General features: G+C 39.9%; 23 protein-coding genes. 10 read left to right on the plus strand and 13 right to left on the minus strand.

Translation table 11 applies throughout. The annotated features are described in order from the left end of the window. A partial coding sequence (locus C9J41_RS20590; RefSeq protein ID WP_369917951.1) for a chlorhexidine efflux transporter occupies positions 1 to 166 on the minus strand: 166 nt, incomplete at its 3' end. A 187-nt stretch (positions 167 to 353) separates the two neighbouring features. After that, positions 354 to 953, minus strand: a complete 600-nt coding sequence (locus tag C9J41_RS20595; RefSeq protein ID WP_107294955.1) for a recombinase family protein — start codon at positions 951 to 953, stop codon at positions 354 to 356. Between the two features lie 287 nt (positions 954 to 1,240). Here C9J41_RS20595 and C9J41_RS20600 point away from each other — a divergent pair, with 287 nt between their 5' ends. From C9J41_RS20600 to C9J41_RS20610, 3 genes are all read left to right on the plus strand, one after another. Then, positions 1,241 to 2,416, plus strand: a complete 1,176-nt coding sequence (locus C9J41_RS20600; RefSeq protein ID WP_107294956.1) for an SIR2 family protein — start codon at positions 1,241 to 1,243, stop codon at positions 2,414 to 2,416. 1 nt (position 2,417) lies between these two features. After that, on the plus strand, positions 2,418 to 4,253 hold the full coding sequence (locus C9J41_RS20605; RefSeq protein ID WP_107294971.1) for an ATP-binding protein: 1,836 nt from the start codon (positions 2,418 to 2,420) through the stop codon (positions 4,251 to 4,253). 455 nt (positions 4,254 to 4,708) lie between these two features. Further along, positions 4,709 to 5,014, plus strand: coding sequence for a helix-turn-helix transcriptional regulator (locus tag C9J41_RS20610; RefSeq protein ID WP_107294957.1), 306 nt, complete (start codon positions 4,709 to 4,711; stop codon positions 5,012 to 5,014). Between the two features lie 1,193 nt (positions 5,015 to 6,207). On the opposite strand, the gene C9J41_RS20615 is transcribed toward C9J41_RS20610, so the two are convergent. Beyond that, complete coding sequence (locus tag C9J41_RS20615) at positions 6,208 to 7,167, minus strand: DNA-binding protein (protein ID WP_107288149.1); 960 nt, start codon at positions 7,165 to 7,167, stop codon at positions 6,208 to 6,210. Positions 7,168 to 7,808: 641 nt separating this feature from the next. On the opposite strand from C9J41_RS20615, the gene C9J41_RS21835 reads away from it, so the two are divergent. Then, complete coding sequence (locus tag C9J41_RS21835) at positions 7,809 to 8,303, plus strand: hypothetical protein (protein WP_107288150.1); 495 nt, start codon at positions 7,809 to 7,811, stop codon at positions 8,301 to 8,303. A 49-nt stretch (positions 8,304 to 8,352) separates the two neighbouring features. On the opposite strand, the gene C9J41_RS20625 is transcribed toward C9J41_RS21835, so the two are convergent. Continuing rightward, positions 8,353 to 8,679 carry a hypothetical protein gene (locus tag C9J41_RS20625; RefSeq protein WP_199187181.1) on the minus strand — a complete coding sequence of 109 codons (327 nt, stop codon included), beginning with the start codon at positions 8,677 to 8,679 and terminating at the stop codon, positions 8,353 to 8,355. After that, positions 8,676 to 8,981, minus strand: coding sequence for a hypothetical protein (locus tag C9J41_RS20630; RefSeq protein ID WP_107288151.1), 306 nt, complete (start codon positions 8,979 to 8,981; stop codon positions 8,676 to 8,678). Before C9J41_RS20630 ends, C9J41_RS20625 begins: the two co-directional genes overlap by 4 nt. Before the next feature lie 465 nt (positions 8,982 to 9,446). Here C9J41_RS20630 and C9J41_RS20635 point away from each other — a divergent pair, with 465 nt between their 5' ends. Beyond that, positions 9,447 to 10,208, plus strand: a complete 762-nt coding sequence (locus C9J41_RS20635; RefSeq protein WP_107294958.1) for an endonuclease — start codon at positions 9,447 to 9,449, stop codon at positions 10,206 to 10,208. 43 nt (positions 10,209 to 10,251) lie between these two features. On the opposite strand, the gene C9J41_RS20640 is transcribed toward C9J41_RS20635, so the two are convergent. The 5 genes from C9J41_RS20640 to C9J41_RS20660 form a co-directional block, all read right to left on the minus strand. Beyond that, positions 10,252 to 10,875, minus strand: a complete 624-nt coding sequence (locus tag C9J41_RS20640; protein ID WP_107294959.1) for a hypothetical protein — start codon at positions 10,873 to 10,875, stop codon at positions 10,252 to 10,254. A gap of 71 nt (positions 10,876 to 10,946) precedes the next feature. After that, on the minus strand, positions 10,947 to 11,534 hold the full coding sequence (locus tag C9J41_RS20645) for a recombinase family protein (RefSeq protein ID WP_105062737.1): 588 nt from the start codon (positions 11,532 to 11,534) through the stop codon (positions 10,947 to 10,949). Between the two features lie 199 nt (positions 11,535 to 11,733). Beyond that, entirely contained in the window at positions 11,734 to 12,789 is a 1,056-nt protein-coding gene (locus C9J41_RS20650) for a replication initiation protein (RefSeq protein ID WP_107288137.1), read from the minus strand. A gap of 432 nt (positions 12,790 to 13,221) precedes the next feature. Next, the gene (locus tag C9J41_RS20655) at positions 13,222 to 13,512 is read right to left on the minus strand and encodes a hypothetical protein (protein ID WP_107288138.1); all 291 of its coding nucleotides are present in this window, start codon (positions 13,510 to 13,512) and stop codon (positions 13,222 to 13,224) included. Beyond that, the gene (locus C9J41_RS20660; protein WP_107288139.1) at positions 13,505 to 14,146 is read right to left on the minus strand and encodes an AAA family ATPase; all 642 of its coding nucleotides are present in this window, start codon (positions 14,144 to 14,146) and stop codon (positions 13,505 to 13,507) included. The genes C9J41_RS20655 and C9J41_RS20660 overlap by 8 nt, the downstream gene beginning before the upstream one ends. 1,206 nt (positions 14,147 to 15,352) lie before the next feature. On the opposite strand from C9J41_RS20660, the gene C9J41_RS20670 reads away from it, so the two are divergent. The 5 genes from C9J41_RS20670 to C9J41_RS20690 all read left to right on the plus strand — a co-directional run bounded on the left by C9J41_RS20670 (position 15,353) and on the right by C9J41_RS20690 (position 19,584). Further along, a complete protein-coding gene (locus C9J41_RS20670; protein ID WP_107294961.1) occupies positions 15,353 to 16,861 on the plus strand; it encodes a tetratricopeptide repeat protein in 1,509 nt (502 codons plus the stop codon). Between the two features lie 137 nt (positions 16,862 to 16,998). Next, positions 16,999 to 17,721: a hypothetical protein gene (locus C9J41_RS20675; RefSeq protein WP_107294962.1), complete on the plus strand. Its 723-nt coding sequence runs from the start codon at positions 16,999 to 17,001 to the stop codon at positions 17,719 to 17,721. Then, complete coding sequence (locus C9J41_RS20680) at positions 17,711 to 18,472, plus strand: hypothetical protein (protein ID WP_107294963.1); 762 nt, start codon at positions 17,711 to 17,713, stop codon at positions 18,470 to 18,472. Before C9J41_RS20675 ends, C9J41_RS20680 begins: the two co-directional genes overlap by 11 nt. Beyond that, on the plus strand, positions 18,469 to 18,987 hold the full coding sequence (locus tag C9J41_RS20685) for a metal-dependent hydrolase (RefSeq protein WP_107294964.1): 519 nt from the start codon (positions 18,469 to 18,471) through the stop codon (positions 18,985 to 18,987). Before C9J41_RS20680 ends, C9J41_RS20685 begins: the two co-directional genes overlap by 4 nt. A gap of 60 nt (positions 18,988 to 19,047) precedes the next feature. Beyond that, positions 19,048 to 19,584: a GspH/FimT family pseudopilin gene (locus C9J41_RS20690; RefSeq protein WP_107294972.1), complete on the plus strand. Its 537-nt coding sequence runs from the start codon at positions 19,048 to 19,050 to the stop codon at positions 19,582 to 19,584. 23 nt (positions 19,585 to 19,607) lie between these two features. Here C9J41_RS20690 and C9J41_RS20695 read toward each other — a convergent pair whose 3' ends face one another. From C9J41_RS20695 to C9J41_RS20705, 3 genes are read right to left on the minus strand one after another with little or no spacing between them, the layout of a single operon-like run. Further along, positions 19,608 to 20,153: a hypothetical protein gene (locus C9J41_RS20695; protein ID WP_107294965.1), complete on the minus strand. Its 546-nt coding sequence runs from the start codon at positions 20,151 to 20,153 to the stop codon at positions 19,608 to 19,610. Next, the gene (locus C9J41_RS20700) at positions 20,147 to 20,488 is read right to left on the minus strand and encodes an STAS-like domain-containing protein (RefSeq protein ID WP_107294966.1); all 342 of its coding nucleotides are present in this window, start codon (positions 20,486 to 20,488) and stop codon (positions 20,147 to 20,149) included. The genes C9J41_RS20695 and C9J41_RS20700 overlap by 7 nt, the downstream gene beginning before the upstream one ends. Next, positions 20,467 to 21,480, minus strand: coding sequence for a hypothetical protein (locus tag C9J41_RS20705; protein ID WP_107294967.1), 1,014 nt, complete (start codon positions 21,478 to 21,480; stop codon positions 20,467 to 20,469). Before C9J41_RS20705 ends, C9J41_RS20700 begins: the two co-directional genes overlap by 22 nt. Positions 21,481 to 21,754 lie beyond the last annotated feature (274 nt).

Genomic DNA, 21,754 nt, shown 5'->3' on the forward strand with positions numbered 1-21,754 from the left:
TCCAAACAGTCGCAATTATAGAAAACAAAACGCCCACAATCCCTACATGTCCGATGTTGAAATCAAATTGACTCAAGCCGAAAACAACAATCAACAACCCAATAACTTCAAATCCAATAGCATGACGGATACGATCTGATGTCGTTCTCATTAGTTTTTCATCCATATTTATAAAAAAACAAAGTATAACTAAGAAAACAAAAGATAATAATTAGAAACCATCCGAAAAACAGATAGTATTCTCTATTTAGTATCAATAAAACTCGTTATCCAGTTCATTCAAAACACCTTAAGTGATAGGTGTTAGCCTTGATGAGCGAGCTTTCCGTGTATTCACAAGCAACACACTAAAACTACCCCTCTTTTACCACCCGCGCTATTGTCGCCCTGCTACACCCTAACTTCTGCTGTATTTCTGAATAACTCCGCCCAAGTTTTAACTGATCACGTATATCTTGATGCAGAGATGCATTCACACGGCGACCACGATACTTACCTTCTGCTTTTGCTTTCGCAATGCCTTGCGCTTGGCGTTTATGACGAGTTTCGTAATCATCACGGGCCATCGCTGCACCCAAGTCCAACATGAACTCAGTTAAAGCCAAGGTAATGCTATTTTGCTCTCCCGCACTAAACACTGCATGAGTCATAGGCTGATCTGCCACCACAATCACTAACCCTTTTTCCATGATACGGGCTTTTAAGGTTTTCCATTCAAGCCAAGGCAAACGAGTAAGGCGATCCATCTTTTCAATCAGCACCACATCACCGGCTTCGCTGTCATCTATCAGCTTGTTTAGTTCAGGGCGTTCTAACTTAGTGCCAGATTGGTTTTCGATGTAGTAGCCAGCAATACGACTATCAAACTTGGCGCCAAAGGCTTTGAGTTCTTCTTTTGCCCGTTGGGCATCTTGCTCGGTAGTTGAAGCACGAAGGTAAGCACGGATCAGCATAGTTTCCCCTAAGCTGGTTTAATTTAAGTTGGTTTCTAAAATCAGTTTAGTATAGATGGTTTCACAAATGAAGCGGTAAGGGATGAGGGGCTGTGGGAAGTGGTTTCGTTAGGGTATATATATAAAACTTCAACGCTTCAATAATTATGCGATCAACCGCAATAATAACCTTATAAATGAGTGATATATTCCTGCCTAAAAAGTAAGGCAATAAAACTTGGCCATATTAAAAATATCGACTAAAAAAAGCCACCTATCGAAAAAGACAACTTATTAAAAGAGTATAAATGGAAAACTTTATAGACACAGAAATGTTCAATCAACTCGAAGAACATCTAAAATGTAGTGAGCAAAATTGGCTCATGGGGGCTGGTATCAGCTTTGATGCTAAATTGCCGTTAATGTATCCTTTAACTGATAAGGTAAAAAAAGACCTAGAAGGTACACATGATGAGTTATATAACGACATAATAGTCCCATTAATAGAAGAATTACCTACTGAATGCCATATTGAACATGTTCTGAGCCATATTGGTGATTATGCTGCACTAGCAGAAAGAACAAAGGAAAAAAAAATAACAATTAATGGCAAAATTATAGGGCTACCTGAGCTTGAAAATATTCATCATGCAATTCTAGAATCTATCTCTAATGTTATTCGTTGTGGACATGTTAAAGGTAAAGATGGAAATCCAGATGAAGATGGTACTTTAGATAAACCTATCGTTTGTATAGAAACTCATTCTGAATTTATTAATACACTTTTTAACTATGCGTCTGCTGGCGTATCTGAAAGAAGAAAATCGGTAAATATTTTTACAACAAATTATGACACATTATTAGAAGATGCTTTAGCACTCAATAAAGTACCATACTGGGATGGGTTTAGTGGTGGTGCTGTCGCTCACCGAACTCAAAGATATGGAGATCCTATTCCATCAAATGGGCAACGTGCTAACTTAATTAAAATGCATGGCTCTATCGATTGGTTTCTTTGTAATAACGGCCATGTCTGGCGAGTTAGAAACAATGACACTTACCCTACCGTAAACCGCAGAGTTCTTATATACCCACAAGCCACAAAATATATAGCCACTCAACAAGATCCGTTTTCTTCACAATTTGATCTATTTAGAAAGTCACTAAATTCTAATAATAGTAACGTACTTGCTGTATGTGGTTATAGCTTTGGTGATGACCATATAAATAATGAAATCGAATTTGCTTTATCTAAAGAAGATAACAAAACAGTACTAATTGCCTTTTTAGAATGCCGTGATGGAAATATACCTAGTTGTATTCAAAAATGGCGAAATGAGAAATTTAAAAAGAGAATAATAATCGCAACACTGAACGGACTATATATTGGTGATAGTGGGCCATTTGAGCGAAAAAATGAAGACGATTATTGGTGGACTTTTAAAGGTGTCACTTCACTATTAAAGAATGGTTGCGAGGTTTAATATGTTTACGCCAGTTGAAGAACTAAGAATAGGCCAAGTAGTAGAAGTTTCAGGAACAAACATCAAAGTTGAAATCTCCGATAAAATCTCAGAGCTAAACCGTACTTTTAATGGCCGGGTTTATCCTATAGGCCAAATTGGGAGCATGGTTAAGATTCACTATGGTCGAAAGGTCATTTTTGGTTTAGTAACAATGTTAAGAATGCGTTCTGAAGAGTTAATTGAAGTAGGCAAACCAATCAATGCCGATTCTGATCAACGATTAATGGAAGTCCAATTATTAGCTGAAGGTAGTTGGAATGGCCAACAAGAAAAATTAACTTTTAAACGAGGAATAAAAACATACCCCCTACCACAACAGGGTGTTTTTTTGCTAACAAACGAAGAAATCAATTATGTTTATCGCTCTGCAGAAGGAACACAGAATGAGAAGGTGGATCCATTAGTACCTTTTGGCGTTTATAGTGCATCAGAGTCTACAGCTTGTAGAGCTAATATTAATAAGATGTTTGGTATGCATTGTGCTGTTTTAGGCTCAACTGGATCAGGAAAGTCAGGTACGGTAGCTGCAATAATTCATAGTGTACTTTCGCACAAACATGGCGGAAAAGAATTATCCCCACAAATAGTAATTATTGATCCTCATGGCGAGTATGGAACAGCATTTCAAGAACGTGCAGTTCAATACCGAGCATACAATATTTCGGTAGGGGATAATGAACAAGAAGTTATAAAACTCCCTTATTGGTTAATGTCTAATGATGAATTTACTCACCTCATCATTGGCAAAACAGAAAGAAGCGCAACAAGCCAAACAAATGTTGTGCAAAAAGCATTAGCCCACGCACGTATGGTCGCATCTGGCATAGTAAAACCTTGCCCAAGATCGTTTGGAGGAACTGCTTTAAACCACCTACCAGACATTAATGAACCTGAACTATGTGATGGAAAAGAAACATCAGATATCTTAGCGTTTGATATAGACAAACCTAGACCATTTTCATTGGACGAATTTGAAAGCCATATTAAATATATTCAAGGAGGGAGGATTAAGTCCAATGTGCATGAAAGTTTGACAGCTTCAGACCTTGCAAAATCACCAGTACCCTCAGTTCTTGATAAATTAAAGATACTTAGAAGAGATACTCGACTTTCTTTCATGATGGATAGTTGGGAAAGAGCTGAAGATGAAATAAAACTACATAATGTATTAAATCAATTTGTTGGAAAGCCAAAACAAGATAGAAAAGATATCAGGATTATTGATATTTCTGGATTACCCAATGAAGTAGCTGGCCCACTAACCGCACTAATTGCAAGATTACTTTTTCAATACAAAGTATTTCAGACACAAGAAGAAAAGGAAAAAGATCCTATTTTATTTGTGTGCGAAGAAGCTCACAGATATGTACCAGATCATGGTGAAGCCCAATACGCCGCAGCACAAGATGCAATAAGACGTATTGCAAGAGAAGGTAGAAAATATGGCATTGGTTTAATGTTAGTAAGCCAAAGGCCTGCAGATGTTGATAGTACTGTAATATCACAATGTGGAACATGGGTTGTATTAAGACTTACAAACGCAGCAGATCAACAACATGTCGCACGCTTTCTACCTGATGGATTGACTGGAATGGTCGGGGCATTACCTATTTTATCGCAACAAGAGGCAATCTTTGTTGGTGAAGGGGCAGCCTTACCTTCTAGAATTAGAATTAAAGATTTAAAAGAAGATCAATTACCAAAATCTAATACGATTCCATTTGCTCAAGGATGGGCTGATAATCGTTTAAATTTAAAAGATCTTGAAGAGATATCTCAAAGAATGTGTTCTTAAACTCTAACGAAAAAAACAATAAATTCATTTACATTTAAAGTATAACGCTATACCCTCACCCATGTGCGCTTGCGCACATGGGTGAGGGTATAGCCAAAGCGAAAAAAATAACCGTAAGTTATTGATTTAAAAGGATAAAAATAGATTTTTTATTGATTGATAGTCATTGAGAATGACATATTCTTATTACTCTCATGGGCTTTTTAAAACCAATATATACCACTACGTCCCCTGCTCATTACACATAACATCTGTTATATCTACCGCAACAGAAAGCAATTATTTTCTAAGTCATAGAAAAGAAGAACAATTAAAAAAGGCGTTATATCGTCTAGTTAGTGGCAATTTTCCACCCTCACCATTTATACGAAAAATCACTTTTCCCTACTTTTCAACTTCCCGTTTAGCGATACAATCTCTTGGTCGACGTATAAAAACATAGAAGAACTAAAATAATGAACACCGCTAACGCATTTCACTTTTTGCTAAAGCAAGTCCGTGAAGAGCAAGGTATGACGCAAGTCGATGCCGCTAAAAACTTAAAAATAGCAAGGCAAACCTACTTAGATTTAGAGTACGGAAAAACACTACCACGACTAGACACACTCATTGCAATATCGGCACTTTTTAATAAAAGTGTCGCGTATTTTACTGGCGAACGTCCCTCGTTAGACAGTTTTGATACCATGGAATTATTAGAAGAACTCCAACACCGGCATTTAAAAAAAGCACCTAACATTGCTGACGCGATGCCGCATTAAAAACGATAAAAGCCTGCGCCAGCAGGCTTTTTTATTGCTTTGGATCTTGCCTTACCACAACGACCAGCACACGTAGACCGCAATAGAAATACAGTAAATAAAGCCTGTAACCAAATACGGACAGGCCAAAGGCGTAGATACCATTTTTGAGTACCAAGCGGGCTACATTGGGTGGGCGGGGGAGGTTGTGGAAGCCGATGTGCGAAGCGCGAGGTAATTGGCAGGCACTGCCAATATGACAGCATGACCACGACAATAAGATGCCAAATGTAACCACGCTTACAGGCCGCTTTTGATGTTGGCTGTGGCTAAAGCGATCACCAATGCCAAACTGAGCGCGGAAAATTTAACATAATTGCCGTTTTATGCGTTGTGCCCAGTGCCCGCCAGCTTGCTGGGGTTAGGCACGTAACATTTCGCATAAAAACCATTATGTTAAGGCTGCTTTGTTACCGAGGGACGAGGAACAAACAGCCGTAATTATGAAGCGCCAGCACCCACGAAACCCAAACGCACGGTAATGGCGAACCACAAACCTATGCAGTTAAACCTAAGAGCGTGAGCCATTACGGTGCGAACGGCTCTTGTTTGCGCGAAGCGTAAACTTCCCCAAGATTGGGGATAGGGGTTGGAAGCAAGCTCCTAAGCTAGCCAGCGGCAAAATGAATGGAAAACCGCCCCGACAACACCATGACGTTGCCTTGGTGTGGCGATGCTTGCATTGCGGCTTTTCACACGAAGGCGTTTTAACGTGATGGTGTAAGGGTGTGGTTTGAAATGAATGGCGCGTTTCGCTGGCGAGCTTTACATAAACGCACGGTAATGGCGAACCACAGACCGATGCTGTTAGACCTAAGAACGTGAGCCATTACGGTGCGAACGGCTCTTGTTTGCGCGAAGCGTAAACTTCCCCAAGATTGGGGATAGGGGTTGGAAGCAAGCTCCTAAGCTAGACAGCGGCAAAATGAATGGAAAACCGCCCCGACAACACCATGACGTTGCCTTGGTGTGAGCGATGCTTGCATTGCGGCTTTTCACACGAAGGTGCTTTAATGTGATGGTGTAAGGGTGTGGTTTGCAATGAATGGCGCGTCTCGCTGGCGGGCCTTATCCTCGGAGTGTCCGCTAGTGACAAATCCATCAAATAAAGCCCATATTTCAGGGCCTCGTAGGTAAGCGATATTCAAAATAGATTAGTCTGCAGAATTACTCTCTTTAGAAAGTAACCCTTCATAATGACGGAGCGTTTCTATGTACTGCTTAACATTCGTTTTAAGCTCAACCACCTCTGATTGCGCTTGCTCTAAACGCTGAGTATTGGTGGATAAAGATGCTTTAGCATCAGACAGTGATGCTTGTAGTGTGTTTCGCTCTTGTTGAGCCTCACGCAAGTCTTTATCAAGCTGTTGGTTTTGCTCTTGTGTTGATAGCTTACTCGCTTTTAATTCTTCAATAAGCTCTTGCTTACTCTCTTGTGAAGATTCAAGACGGGTAATGTTTTTAGATAGCTCAACCACTTCCCCGTTCAGTTGCTTGATCTGATCATTCAGCTCAATGTTTTGCGTCTTAGTTGATGCAACTAGATCTTTATTACTCTCTAGCAGTAATTCATTTTTAGCCAGCTCTGTACGTAAACGCTCGTTGCTAGCCGTTGATTCACCCAATTGCTCGGTGAGGTTTTCAATTTGTTGGCGTAACTCTTGGGTGATCGCTTGCTGTGATTTATCAGCCTGGGCGAGTTCTGCCTCTACTTCTTTAATTTGCTTTTCACGTTGCTCAAGCAAGGCGGTTTGCTTGTATAAACGATCTTCAGCTCGTTCTAAATCATCAATGGCCAATAGACTTTGCTCTTTGGCATCTTCTGCGATTTCACGGTAACGACGTTCGGCTTCTGTAGCGTGGCGGGTAATTTCAGCCATGAATACACGGGTAAACTCTTCCGAGAAACCCATTTTTTCAAGCAGTGATTTTTGGTTTGCCTCAAGCTCGTCTTTCCATGCTTTGTAGTACTTGTGAACCGTAGAAGTACTGCTGACATCAGGCAGCATTGAAAGCACGATACGAACGCTAACCTTCTGACCTTTCGCATAAAGATCATTACAAATTTGGGTCACTTTATCTTGTAACTGATTACCACTAAGAGAAACGCTCATATCATCACCGCCATTAATCAACCTGTATAAATTGTAACCTAAGAGACGAACAAAAACAACGAACGAACAGTGTTCGTTCGTTTTATTTAGAAGAAAAAGACAAAGTAGCCGTAATTATGAAGCGCCAGCACCCACGATACTCAAACGCACGGTAATGGCGAACCACAGACAGATGCTGTTAGACCTAAGAACGTGAGCCATTACGGTGCGAACGGCTCTTGTTTGCGCGAAGCGTAAACTTCCCCAAGATTGGGGATAGGGGTTGGAAGCAAGCTCCTAAGCTAGACAGCGGCAAAATGAATGGAAAACCGCCCCGACAACACCATGACGTTGCCTTGGTGTGAGCGATGCTTGCATTGCGGCTTTTCATACGAAGGTGCTTTAATGTGATGGTGTAAGGGTGTGGTTTGCAATGAATGGCGCGTCTCGCTGGCGGGCCTTATCCTCGGAGTGTCCGCAAGGACAAATACATCAAATAAAGCCCATATTTCAGGGTCTCATAGGTAAAGCGATACTCAAGATTAACTAATCTGATAAATTAATATCAACAAAATACGAAATGTGTTGTAACAGTTTATATTTTTTATTTTTTACTAACTAATTTATAAATAGCTAATTTATATAATCTATGAATTAAACAGATGACCATTAGTAGTAAAAACGCATATAAAAGGTTAAATGACGAACGCTTATACCAACAAATAAGTGATGAGTTAAAAAATAATTACAAACTTAATGGTTTATGGGTGCAAGCCCTATCTGAAACAGAATATGATGAACAAAAAGCTAAAGCGTTATATATAGCGTTACGATTCCAATATATTATTGATGAACAAACGATACTTGAAGAACAAACAAGACTTGAAGAACAAACAAGACTTGAAGAACAAGCAAGACTTAAAGAACAAGCAAGACTTAAAGAACAAGTAAGACTTGAAGAACAAGCAAGACTCGAAGAACAAGCAAGACTTAAAGAACAAGCAAGACTCGAAGAACAAGTAAGACTCGAAGAACAAGCAAGACTTGAAGAACAAGCAAGACTTGAAGAGCAAGAAAAACAAGATAATAAAATATGGTCTATTATATTTTATACGGTTATCGTCACAATTATTATCTTGACTATTATAGCCTCTTAACAAAAATAAAAAGCCCTGCAACGCAGGGCTTTTGCACCAGAAACCATACCTACAACGATGTATACAACCCCGTCATTTCTGTAAAAGTCCCCTCTAACATGTCGCAGTAAATCCCCGATTGGCGTGTGACTTCAATGTATTCCAGCTGGCCTCGCTTTTTACGAAAACTGATCACCGTGTAGGTATCGCACGGATCCAAAATTACCCGTAACCGTGTCACTTTGTTGATTGCCCCCGTATCCGTAGGTAAATCAAATTGCAGTCCTGGTTCGGTAAGGCCGACAAAATGTTTCGCGCCGGTCATGGTAATAAAACGGTTACCACCGAGCTGGCTTAAAATGGTTTTGGCTATTGCCATATAATACGGCTGACTCATAGCGCCCCCTCCTGTTCGTAACTTTCTACCGCTTCAATAAAACATTCCAGATCGTGGCAAGTACCAATTATCGGCCCTAATGCTGGGTATTGTCGCAACACAAAATTAAGCGCATTCACCATATCCAATACGCTTGGGTTGCATTCGCGTAATCGGGTATAGAGTTGGTGCAGACGTTTATCAATGAGGTAATCGCGGGATCTGTCGCTCATCGTTGTAGAGCCTGAGCGGTGCAGCGGTGATACGCTGCTCGGTTGATGTGCCTTAGTAGAGCTTGGTGAGTGTGAGTAGGAATGTGCCATCGCTTTTCTCCTTATGGGGTTTCTCATCGCCGTTTTCGCCTAACTTTTTCGAGGCACTGCAGGTTCTTTAAAGCAAGGGCGCGTAGCGTGTATTTCACCCTTGTTTTAGAGGTTCTGCTGTGCAACGTTACAGCCCGTGAAAAAGCGATGAGAACAATAAGGAGAAAACAAAAAGCACATGGAAACGGCACACACCTTAGCGACACTTGGCACAGCAAACGAAAGCTTTTGATCTGGCTTTTGATGTTGTAGCCATGATTGTTACCCGAACGGGACAAGACATTTGCGAAGCGCTGTTTTGGCTTGGTTGAACCCTTGATACAAGGGCGGTACGACCGAAGGGGAAAGGTGTGAAATAAAGCAGGATATAGCTACACAATTAGTTACATAACTTACGTAAGTTAAATAACTTAAATAAGTTACGATTGTTATTAACGATACACCTAATTATTCAACGAGATCACAGTGGCAATTAAACAATTAATACTAATAACCGCAGCGGTTATTCCCACTTTCTGTATTGCTGATAGTTACCAAGGGAACACTTCAATTCAATCTTTCAGCAAAGCAAAAAAGCACATGCAGAGAGATATTTATACCAACAAAGAACACATGGAAACGCTTTATTGTGGTGCCTCTTTTAACAAAGATAAGTACATAGAATTACCTAAAGGGTTTACAACAGAAGTACACAAGAAAAGAACTAAACGCTGGGAAGCAGAACATATCATTCCAGCCGAGAACTTTGGCCGTGCTTTTAGCGAATGGCGTGAAGGTAATGAGGTTTGTGTTAATAGGAAAGGAAAAGAATTTAAAGGCCGTAAATGTGCAGAAAAAGCGAATAAAGAATATCGCTTGATGCAATCCGATCTATACAACTTGTATCCAGCCGTTGGTGCCGTAAATGCAACACGACAAAATTATAACTTTGGGATGCTAGCTAACACTTCAAATAGCCGTTACCGCACATTTGGTAGCTGCGAAATGATCATAGATTCCAAAGGTAAAAAGGCACAGCCGCCTGAACGTGCGCGAGGAATAGTTGCGCGTACTTATATGTATTTTGAAGCAGCCTATCCAAAATACAAAATGAGCCGCCAACAACGCCAATTAATGGAAGCGTGGGATAAACAATACCCTGTTACTAAATGGGAATGTGAACGCTCAGAAAGAATTGAAAAAGTACAAGGCAATAAGAACTCTATCTTAGAAGAACGCTGCAGTTAATAGTTACGTAAGTTATGATAGTTACATAACTTACGTAAGTTAATCATTTAAAATCAAGCCATTGTTTTTCTTGTTCAAAAAGCCTTTTTGCTGAGTAATAAACAGCTAATTTGTAAAGTGATAAAACCACAAGATACAGGCTTATAACCAATGTAAAAACGATAAAAATCCATTGCTTCGTTTGATCAAAACCAAGGCCAGAAAAGAAGTCTTCTGCAAAATCTGGGATATAAAATGGAGACAGCAAACAATAAAAAACACTCATAGCAAATAACCAATATATTAAGAAATGGAAAATCGCCATACCGTTCCTTACCCATAAAGAGCGAAAGCGCCACTTAAATCTTAAACGACCATTAACTCTATTTTTGCAAAACAGTGAGTGTGCGATTCTGTAATCGCGTAAGGCACGACTAGGGTTAGGAAATAACAATAAATGCTTTATAACATCAATATCAAAAGTATCGGAACCCGCCACTGCTTGGTAACCTTTTTCGATAACGAACTTATTTTTTAGGTTATCTAAATCTTCTAAGAACGCTTTTGCAACGGTGTATTCATCTATCAGTTTTTTCCGACTATTAAACCGAATATTAAAAAACGCAATAATCAAAGAAAGCATACTGACAAACGCAACGACAATTTTAATAATTAAATCAAAACTCAATTTACATCCCTATAATATTCACTATAAATCATAACTTACGTAAGTTATGTAACTTATTCTTTCATTATATATCAACGCTTTAAATAATCACTCAATGTACTAGGTGCGATATCTAATAACTTTGCGGTGGCTCTAATTCCTAACCCCATAGCGCGATATTTTTCTATTTGTTCGCGTTTATCATCGAGCTTTAAACGTTTCGCAGGCCCTTTAGGACGGCCTAATATTTGCCCTTTCACCTTACGCGCCGCTAATGCTTCTTTGGTTCGCATTCGGATGAACTCACGTTCTATTTCGCCGGCTAAACCAAAGATTGTGGCGATGATTTTAGCTTGCATCGAGCCATCAAGTTGCATGTTCTGTTTAGCGATATGGACGTTTACTTGCTTGTCCATACACAACTCTAAGATCTCTAATACTTGCAAGGTTGAACGTGCCATACGGGTAACTTCGGCAAAGATAATGGTATCGCCTGTTGATAATCCCTCTAACAAGCTCCCTAAGCGCCGCTGACGCCATTTCTTAGCCCCTGACACACAATCCTCTACAAAAACCAAGTTACTCAGCCCTGTACGGTTTGAGTACTCTAAAATGCCATGTTTTTGGTTATTTACGTCTTGGGTATCACCCGATACACGCAGATAGGCATAGTTGGCCATGATCACTCCTTGCTTGAGTAGGAGCCATCACGCTAAACAAACAAGAAAAGCAGTACCACTAGGGAAGAGGAAAATTGCGATGGTGTATTCTAATTGGGCTGTTTACCCAGTTAGAACACACCACAAAAACAAGAAAGGTGAGCGTGAATGCATCGCAGTATGGCGTAACCCAATTGGCGTACACCGTAATCTGATTGGGTTATGCCGACATCTGGAGCATTTTACGGTTGAAGGTATCATCCATTGGCATATCTTCTGGCAGTGTCACGATCCCCATGTTCACTGCTTGAAGTGCCAATTTATGTTTGTCGGTTAACTCCCCTTCTAACGGGTAAGCCATGACGATTTGATAGGCTTCACGTGCCAGCAATAACATTGGGTTATCGGGTACCGTTTCTTCAGCTAACGCTTCACGCGCCTGTTTCTCCGCTTGGTTGTTGCTGCTTACCCACTGGTATAAAAACTCAATCGCGATGATTTTTTTACCATGGTAGATCGGCTTAAAACCAAAGTTACCCGTTTCTTCATCTACCAAAAAACGCAGCTCTTTGAGCACATCGGTGCTATTCGCCATTTCTTCGATCGGTTTTTTAATGCAACGATCAATGAATACTTTGTTTTGGCCGTAACTCTTTTTTAATAATTTCCCTTTCTCGTCAAGCAGCCCATAAAGCCCGTGAAGCGATTCTATCGATTGTTGGTGTAATTTAGTTTTTGTGTCTTTAAAACGCGACAGAAGCGTATACAGGCGCTTTGAGTGCTCTGATTTAAGGCTACGGAAAGAGTGATGATTAATTTGAGCGTGACCGGCTGAATAATCCACATAGGCATGGATCAATTCGGTGTTAGGAACAATCGTTAACGATCCTTTGTGGTATTTCACGCGGGCAAACAGGGGAATGAAATCAAACTCTTCGCACTGATCGTTAGATAAACCGACTTTACGACTGGCTAAACGCTCGGCCACAGGGCGTAAGGTTGGGTAGAGTTGTTTGGAAGATAACCCAAACCATTCTTTCAGAACGTCACCAGAGAAGGTGTATTGTGGAGCGTAAATATCACGCTTTTCGATGAAGTCTAACCAATGCTCACGGTTTAAACGCGATAAGAATAGCGCCATCATGTCATGCTCACGGGCAGTCAATGACAGTTGGCTAAACACCAATTCGTGACTTTTACGAAAAAAGGTTTTAGGTAATTCGTTTGTGTTTGCCGTAGTAACTTGAAAGCGCTGATCTCGGGTGTTATCGGTCATTTTTGCCGTGCCTATGGTCACAGATTTTTAGTGTTTGACCTAATAATACTAAAATCGTGTGACCTTTAAAGCGATTTTCACCAAGAAACACTAAAAATGTGTGACCGTTAACAAACTCAATTCGCTTTGTGAATAAAAAAATCAAAAACACTAAAAATGTGTGACCGATACACTAAAAATGTGTGACCGACACACTAAAAATATGTGACCATAGACTAAAAATTTGTGACCTTCACACTAAAAAAATGTGACTTACCCACTAAAAAAGTGTGACCACAAAGCTTGCAGGCTACTGATTATAATAAGTTTTTCAGACCTTATAGATCTTATAGATCTTTATATAGATCTATAGAGATCTATATATTGTTATATAAGGCCGTGCATATGTGGATAACTCTTCGAGTTAACGCACATACCCACAGCGGCAAACAATCAAAGTTCTTTTTGTTTTTCTAACAAAGCAATTAACGCTTTTTCGTCTTGTTCTGCCAGTAAGGCCAATGCTGCTTTAACGACTTGAGATCGATTACAGCGGAACGAACGCACTTGCAGAGAAAGATCATCAATCAATTTATCTTCATGCTCAGTCAGTGAGAAAGTCACACGCTTAAATTTCTTTTCACGCTTAGAAGTTGTTTCTTTGGTTACGATTTTAATTTCAGCAGCACTGGCAAAAGCATCAATTTTCGCTTGCTCAGTAACACGTTCACGTTTTTTAACCACGGAATACTTCCTCCATCAATGCGCTAATTTCAGCTTTGGCTTTTGCGTCTTTCCACTCAAAAACTGATTTACCTTCAGCAACACAATCACGGAATGCTTTACGATCGTAAATAAGCGTTGTGGCCATACCGAACTCTGGAAAATCAGATAGGTATTCTTTGGCATCATCCGCTTCTTTGATCACAGGATTTGTCGGGCACATATTCAGTACCAGGTAACCTTTCAGTTTTGGGTTAATGTCTTGTGCTTGAAGAAATACATCCGTTAAGTGCGGCAAGGTATCTAAATCATATTGCGATGGGCGAGAAGGGGATAACAGCACATCGGCAATCACCATACCGGTACGTAATTCACGACTATCACGGCCAGCTGTATCGGCAACCACGTAATCGTAATGTACCGCTAAATCTTTCAAGGTTTGGTTGATATTGCCTGACGCTTGTACGTGAGGGATATGTTTTAGTTTTTCTTGCTCTTGGCGATCTTGCGCCCAGCGAACCGCTGAACCTTGGGGATCGGCATCAACCAAAATAACATTGTGGCCTTGGTGTACTAACCAGCCTGCAACGTTCACTGCTAAGGTGGATTTACCACAGCCACCCTTTTGGCTACCAAGCAAAATAATCTTTCCCATTATCATCCCTTACGTAAGTTAAGTAACTTGGTTAAGTGTAATAACTTACGTAACTTATGCAAGTTAAATAAATATAAAAATAAAAAGTTATAGTGCATTAGGTTTCCGATCCATAAAGCAACTTCTTGTAACTCATAAAATACATTTTACACACAGCTAACCTTATCGATCGCGCACACTTCATCCGTAACATAAGTCACTGTTTTAATTTTGTATTGTGATGGGCTTGTTTATCAAATAAAGGAGCCTGTAACGCAGATACGTTAAGGACAGTTGAACCTTTGTACTGTTGACGCAGTAACAAAGAAAAACCATAAGGAAGTGAATAAGCCCCTTCATTATGCTGCTTTGATGCAGTCGTATCAACTCGTCCTCTACGATGCTCATCACAAAAAACAAGGTAACGTATTCAGCCTTTGTCGTTGCGGGTATGCCAACGCCAGCGACATTAAATAAATGGGTGGTTATTGGTTTTAAACACAATAATAAGTAACAGGATACGTGACAACGTAATGCCGTCTTGACGGGGACGCACAGCATATATGGTGCCGTAATATGCTGTGATAAACAGGTATGGCGCAATGGGTGATCACTTATCACCAATTATTGATGCTACAACACTTTGCTTAGTTGTTAGGTCTGCTTGATGTCGATACCGACACACACAAACCAACTAAGAAATGAAAGGGAGTTACGCCCCGATCTGCAGCGGTACTGGCGAACCGTGCGACTATGCCCAGCCCTAACTAATCTGTCGCAGAACAATCGCACCTGATAACGCATTACATTGAATAACCAACAGTGAAATAACTTATAAGATGGAACGGATCTTGATTGATGCTTACGCATAGGTATGGCATCACCCAGCCCCCGTCTAATGAATACTATTGTCTGTACGAAATATACGGTCGTTATTTTCGTACATTCTTAATCATCAAAACATTTCAACACATCATAAAAATGTTTACCCCTTATGCTACGCAGTTTTGCTCCGCGTTTTGTCCGAAAAATTCCGACGTTGCTCGGACAGCAAACTTGCGGTTTTTCCCCGAAAATTTTGCCGAAAAACAACGCAGAAAAATAAGTTATAACGCACAGAAACCTGAATTTGCTAAATATTTCAGGCTAATAATTGATATCAAACACTTTTAGTAATGTGAGCTATCACATTAAAATGAAAGCAATTAATTGCGTACGGACGAAGCAATGACAAAGCCTCAAGCACAGAAAAAGAATGAAGAAATAGAGCCTCGCACGTGGTCACTGAAAGGTTTTTTACAGGAAATAAAACGCATTGATAACGATATGGAAGATCGACGTTTTGCATTTATTTTAGGTGCAGGTGCGTCTATAAATTCAAATATAAAGGGAGCTGCAGCATTAGCTAAGGAGTGGATGGAGATCATTTACCATCGCGAGCATGAGACAACATCTGATTATAAAAACTGGCTTGCAAGCAACCCACTAGAACTTAGCTATTGGGAACCCAATAACCTTGCTAAACACTACCCACAGATATTTGAAAAGTGCTTTGAAGGCGATCACGACTCAGGCTACGCCGCATTAGAAAAAGCAATAAAAGATGGTAAACCGAGTTTAGGTTATGCGGTACTAGCTTGGATATTGTCTTCTACGCGCCACCGAATGGTGATCACAACTAACTTTGATAACTTAGTTGCGGATGCTGTATCTGTTTATGGCGGAACTTACCCGCATGTCATTGGCCATGAATCACTAGCAAGTTATGCAAAACCTTTATCGCGACGCCCTATTGTTGCCAAAATCCATCGTGACCTGTTTACAGACCCCAAAAATACTACCGAAGGAACTGATGAACTAGAAGAGTCATGGGTTTTAACATTAAAAAATATTTTCAAGTTCTATACCCCCGTATTTATTGGTTATGGTGGCAATGATGGAAGTTTGATGAATTTCTTACAGAACTTAGGCAATAGCGAAATTTCAGGGCAACCATTCTGGTGCTATTACGCACCAGGAGGTACTCCAAATGACACGATAAAACAATTAATGACAAAGCAAAATGGCGCACTAGTACCTATCAATGGGTTTGATGAGTTTATGCTACAAATGGGAAAAGCAATTGGTTTTGATCGTAATAAACAAATAGCAGAAATCAAAAAAAACTCAGAACAACGCATCGACAAGATACAAGAACAAATGCTCTCTTTGAGTAAAGAAACACAAGATACTGACGTAAAAGAAATATTAAAACCACAAAATGACGAGAAAAAAAGTTGGAACTGGATTGATTGGGAGTTGAAAATAGAAGAGAGTAATTCACCTCAAAAACAAGAAAAAATTTATATAGAAGCGCTAGAAGCATTACCAGAAAGTCATCAGTTATTAGGAAATTACGCTGTTCTCCTCACGACGTTAAATCGTTTTGAAGAAGCAGAGCAATTTTATCTTCGCGCCATTGCTGTTAATCCTAAATATGCTAATTGCCTAGGAAATTACGCCAACCTTCTCGATGATTTAGCCCGTTTTGAAGAAGCTGAGCAATTTTATCTTCGCGCCATTGAAATAAAACCAAATGATGTCGATTTTCTAGGAAATTACGGCAACCTTCTCAATAAGTTAGAGCGGTTTGAAGAAGCAGATAAATATATTACTCAAGCACTTTTAATTTCCCCCGCCAATTCATTACTCATTGAAATAAATAAAAAAATACAGAAAAAACTAAATAATACTTAAATGTTATCTATAAGTACTCGATATTTATCGAGTACTTATTCTAATAACCTACAACACAATTGCAGCCATAATTGAAGCACATCCCACGTCCTGAATTGCAATTTCCTTTTCACGTTTTTTTTGCTCACGCTACATGCATGCGATTTTTAAAACTGCGTACCGACAGCAAACGCCAGCGCAAAGACGGGACACGTTATGTCACCCCGTTGATTGTCGATGCGCCGCGCAAGTTTGCCCCTAGCCATCGTCGCCAAGAAACCTGTATTCGACGCAAAGAATGCCAACTGATCACAGGAGCCCACGATTCTGGTAAAAGCCGGTGGCTGCAGCGACTTAAAGATAACCGCCACGAGATCTGGGGCAAAAAAGCCCAACCTGTTCTGCTCGAAGGACTAATGCCGCTCTCAAGCTGGATAGAAATCAAAGGGATCGACAAATGGTATAGCGAGCGCGAAACCGAAGAAGAAAGGGCCACGCCCTGGCATAAACTCAACTTGCAATTAAAAGCCGATTTACTGGCAGATTACCTGCTTGATACCCAAGCCATGTTATTTATCGATGACGCCCACAAGCTAACAGGCCGTAAAGCCCAAATCGCACGAAAATGCCTGATCTCCGCCAAACTCTGGGTAATGACCAGCAGTGAAGAAGGCCGCTTACCCGCATCCATTCGCCCGATTGTCGAGCGACGCGATCCGCAACGTACCAACCTTGAAAGTGATGTCAGCTACGACACCACCAAAGCCCTGATCTGGTTTTTGGTCGCTATGTGTGTGGTTGCTGGCGCATGGGAAGCGGGTGCCGTAATTGGAGGATTACAGATGTTAGGTAGCGGAAGGAGATCTACCCGTGCTGATTAGAGCCGTTATCACCTTCACTTTCCTGCTAACACTTACGTCCTTACAGGCAGAAGAAAGCACATGGCCAATCAACTTACCTTGGCAACAACCGAGCGAACAAGTGCCGAATGTAAAGCCGTTTGAACTACCCACATTAAAAGGCGAGAGCCCTAACTTTCACACGGCCATTCCAGCCATACAAGCGGCACCCAAGGTCGATCCCGATACCATTTACAGCGTTATTACCCGTTGTTACCCCGAAAAAACCAAATTCAAAATAGACATAAACCTTGTCGCTGGCATGCGCAGCAGTGTTGATCAATACGATTCCAGCGATTGGCCTGAGATCACCGATCACTACATTGGCATTGTCGGGGAAATGCCGCTGTATTCCACCACGGAACAATCGCGCGAACGTGAGTGGGAGCATAAACGCCGAGTTGCAACCGCCAAACAGGTGGCTGATTTTGTTCAAGCCCTTGCTAACCGTAACTACGCTTACCGAGAAATGGGGTTATATCTAGCGATGGAAGCCCGTTCCCAAGCGCGAGTTAAACAAGGGTTAGCCAACATAACCGAGCAAATCGGCTTTTTAGAAAAAGTGGCTGCAGCACAGCGCGACATTTTAAAACACGAAGCCCAAGTTATCGAAAACCGCCTTGCCTTGATCTCTATGTGTGACGACAGCACCAGCGAACGGGTGAACCACTATCTTAAAAAAGTCGCCTACCTACCGCCAAGCCAAAGCAAGAAACAGGATAGCCAGCAATGAAATGGCTCAATCACACCTTAATTGCTGGCGCACTGTGCGCGGTGGTATCCCCCCCACATGTGGCTGCGTGTGTGGCAGGAGCTACCGCCCCTGATTGGATGGAATACGTAGCCAAAGCATTAGGTAAGCCGGTTAAACATCGAGGACCGACACACATCTTCACCCATTGGTTGATTGCCGCGATCGCGTTTACTTTTGTGTGGGATTATCACGGTCTATTTATGGCGTTTGCATGGGGTGGTGTCAGCCACATATTAACCGATGCTATGACCGTGAGTGGGGTGCCGTTTTCCCCTTACAGCGATAGACGATTTCACTTATTTGGGGGGCGATTTCGTACCGGCGATCCGATCGAATACGCCATTTCAGCCGCCGTGATTATTGCCTGTATTGGGGTTAGCCACATAACAGGAAGCGGTAGTTTTAGCCCGTTCTTTTTCGATTGGGGTGGCTATTACGATAACGGATTAATTGATGCCGCCGAGTGGAAAGCCAACCGCTTCAAACTGATTTAAGTTACGTAACTTACTTAACTTATGCAATTTACATAACTTGCGTAAAATGGACTTAATACAATGAAAATTAAAGGATTTACCTTACTTGAATCAATCATCACCATTAGCGTGTTAAGCATATTGATCGCCATGGCAGCCCCAAGCTTTAGTAGCCTTTTTGCCAGTAACGCGATGAAGCGAACCTCTATCGAGTTGCGCGGCCTGATCGTTGCGGCTAAATCAGAAGCGGTATTGCGCGGCACAGATGTGTACCTTCATACCGTTGGATTAACCAGCACCAAAACTCTCACCGATAACTGGTGCCTTATTGCGACCACCGATGCCACCATTACCGATTGTGATCACAGCAATACCTTGTACAAAGTTGATGGTAGCCAACTACAAGGCATGAACATTCAACGCCACAGCAGCTACGCAACAATCCGTATTGATAAACAAGATGGCCATCCTGATTTTAACAACAGCCTTGCGACAGTAGATTGGATCACGTTCGAGAAAGAAAGCGGTAAAGCCCTAACCATGCAAATGAGTTGGTTAGGGCGCCTATACCAATGTGCAGAAGGAGGTGAATGGTATGGAGCAAAAGAATGTGATTAATAATAAATACTTAGTACTTTAAATTATACTAATGTATATATCACTAATACTCCGGATATAACCCAAAAACATGTCCAACCAATAACTTTTAATACGTTATGAAGAATATTTCTTATACCATAAAGGAAACATTCATTATATGTTTCCTCTATATTCTCAATCATATCTAATGCTATTTCTTCTATCTCTTCATAATTAGTATAATTAACACTAAGATTTCTAATCTTAGCTATTTCATCAAGACATATAAAATTATTAGCTGTTCTTTTCTTTAAATACTTAGAGCGTTGCTCTAATGACATTAAGTGCAATCTTATTGTATCTTGATAGTCATAATCATCATTTTTATTTAAATCTTCAACTTTAACTTCTTTTTCTTTATTTTTCTTTTTTACATATTTATTTGAATCTGAAATTAACTTTTCTAACTTATCAATACATTTATCACACTGTGATCTTGTTTCACTTCTTTTGGATGATCTATTAGTATTATATAGAACAAACCCCCAACCAAGAACTGTAAGCAAAGGCGTGATAAATTTAATATTTTCACTTAATGCTGCTAACATTTTTCACTTTCTGCTTTCTCGATTTCCATCCAACAAGATTTCACGATACTTGGTAAACTATCATGTACTATTGTTAGCTGCCCACGAAGCTGCTCAAGCGAGAGCCCCTCATTGCGAATCAATCCACCAAAAGCTTCTGATATAAATGATGGACCGTATCTATTATAACCAGTTAAATCTACCTTAATTTTCATGCCTTCTTTTAAAGGTTCCCTTAATATCTCCTCCCTAAAAGCCTCACCACTACCCTCACCTTCAAGTCTATATCTCCATTTTGGCCTAGGATAAAAATCCTTTACTACATTGATTTCTTTCATTTTATCTTTATATTCCATTGAACTAATGTACCACCGATAGAAGAAACAGTATTACGTAAAATTACTTCACTACTTTTCTTATGATAGACACCTTTGTTACTAAAAATCCACAGCTCGCCGTCAGGAGTTTTATCTATCAGCCGCATTATACTCTGACTTCCTAAGCCATGCTTTTTTTCTTTCGTCTGTGTTTGACCTGCAATCATTGATAACTGAATCAAATCTGCATCTGTTTTATTTACTGCAGCCTTTAATAATTCAGGTTGCTTTTTTACAATAGAACTAATCCAACCAGTATTAAAAATAGTCTCAGGAATACCAACACCTGTATCATAGATAGCAAGATATAACGTATCATTAATAAGACTACAAATAATCCACCATCGTTTTACAGAATTCTCACCCAATTGATCAGGATATGCATGCAGTTTAACATTCCCTACAGTTTCAGAAATAGCTGCGCCTAATATTTGTTCTCCTTCATCATTTAATTCTGTTAGAGTTAGAATATGATCAATAACCACTTCAAACTCTTCACCTCTTGCTGAGCCCTTTATTATAGGTAAGCTTCTATTATTTATATTTATATCTGTTTCTTTAGTTTTTTTAAATAATAAGTCTTTTATACCAGATGCTACTATCGCTGTTTTTACATTACCTTTTAAAGTATCAAACTTAATTCTTATTGTTTTTAACTGATTTTCATCTAAATTAAAATCAATTTTAGAATATAGTAATAGCAAAGCTGCAGCCTTTATATGCCTTGTATTCTCAAAATTCAGCATAACAGGGCTTATCTTTGCTGTTTCTATCACATTATCAATGTAATTTAATACATGCTGGCTATTTTCCTCATTATAAATAGTAAAGTTTTCTGGAGCGTCTAAATATACAAACCCAAGAACTTTTTTCTTATAAGAAATTTTATTTGGATTAAATACCTTCCCCGACCTTGATATATGACGCTTTGTTCTTTTATCTCGATAAAATTCTATTTTATTATTTATCATCACTGGTTGCTTAAGAACTTAATAATCATGCAATAATTTCACATAAAAAAATATTATCAATAGTTATCAATAATTAAATTGTTACAGATTGTTATTAGGTATATTCTTAAAATTAATGTCTGCATAAAATATGCAGACTTATATTATAATCAAGATAATATAACTATTATTATATTTACAAATTAAATATTAGTTCTAGTCGCCCTACTACCCCCAACTTCTACTTATATCTAAATAAAGACGCCCAAGTTTTAACTGATCTCGACTATCTTAA

Source organism: Photobacterium sp. GB-50 (assembly GCF_003026755.1).
GTDB lineage: Bacteria > Pseudomonadota > Gammaproteobacteria > Enterobacterales > Vibrionaceae > Photobacterium.

Excerpts from the sequence above, each read along its gene's own strand:
- C9J41_RS20645 (WP_105062737.1), bottom strand. The coding sequence starts at position 11,534 with ATGGCCAACTATGCCTATCTGCGTGTATCGGGTGATACCCAAGACGTA.
- C9J41_RS20660 (WP_107288139.1), bottom strand. The coding sequence starts at position 14,146 with ATGGGAAAGATTATTTTGCTTGGTAGCCAAAAGGGTGGCTGTGGTAAA.
- C9J41_RS20605 (WP_107294971.1), top strand. The coding sequence starts at position 2,418 with ATGTTTACGCCAGTTGAAGAACTAAGAATAGGCCAAGTAGTAGAAGTT.
- C9J41_RS20625 (WP_199187181.1), bottom strand. The coding sequence starts at position 8,679 with ATGAGTCAGCCGTATTATATGGCAATAGCCAAAACCATTTTAAGCCAG.
- C9J41_RS20705 (WP_107294967.1), bottom strand. The coding sequence starts at position 21,480 with ATGATAAATAATAAAATAGAATTTTATCGAGATAAAAGAACAAAGCGT.
- C9J41_RS20700 (WP_107294966.1), bottom strand. The coding sequence starts at position 20,488 with ATGGAATATAAAGATAAAATGAAAGAAATCAATGTAGTAAAGGATTTT.
- C9J41_RS20595 (WP_107294955.1), bottom strand. The coding sequence starts at position 953 with ATGCTGATCCGTGCTTACCTTCGTGCTTCAACTACCGAGCAAGATGCC.
- C9J41_RS20685 (WP_107294964.1), top strand. The coding sequence starts at position 18,469 with ATGAAATGGCTCAATCACACCTTAATTGCTGGCGCACTGTGCGCGGTG.
- C9J41_RS20630 (WP_107288151.1), bottom strand. The coding sequence starts at position 8,981 with ATGGCACATTCCTACTCACACTCACCAAGCTCTACTAAGGCACATCAA.
- C9J41_RS20610 (WP_107294957.1), top strand. The coding sequence starts at position 4,709 with ATGAACACCGCTAACGCATTTCACTTTTTGCTAAAGCAAGTCCGTGAA.
- C9J41_RS20670 (WP_107294961.1), top strand. The coding sequence starts at position 15,353 with ATGACAAAGCCTCAAGCACAGAAAAAGAATGAAGAAATAGAGCCTCGC.
- C9J41_RS20615 (WP_107288149.1), bottom strand. The coding sequence starts at position 7,167 with ATGAGCGTTTCTCTTAGTGGTAATCAGTTACAAGATAAAGTGACCCAA.
- C9J41_RS20675 (WP_107294962.1), top strand. The coding sequence starts at position 16,999 with ATGCGATTTTTAAAACTGCGTACCGACAGCAAACGCCAGCGCAAAGAC.
- C9J41_RS20695 (WP_107294965.1), bottom strand. The coding sequence starts at position 20,153 with ATGTTAGCAGCATTAAGTGAAAATATTAAATTTATCACGCCTTTGCTT.
- C9J41_RS20650 (WP_107288137.1), bottom strand. The coding sequence starts at position 12,789 with ATGACCGATAACACCCGAGATCAGCGCTTTCAAGTTACTACGGCAAAC.
- C9J41_RS20690 (WP_107294972.1), top strand. The coding sequence starts at position 19,048 with ATGAAAATTAAAGGATTTACCTTACTTGAATCAATCATCACCATTAGC.
- C9J41_RS21835 (WP_107288150.1), top strand. The coding sequence starts at position 7,809 with ATGACCATTAGTAGTAAAAACGCATATAAAAGGTTAAATGACGAACGC.
- C9J41_RS20600 (WP_107294956.1), top strand. The coding sequence starts at position 1,241 with ATGGAAAACTTTATAGACACAGAAATGTTCAATCAACTCGAAGAACAT.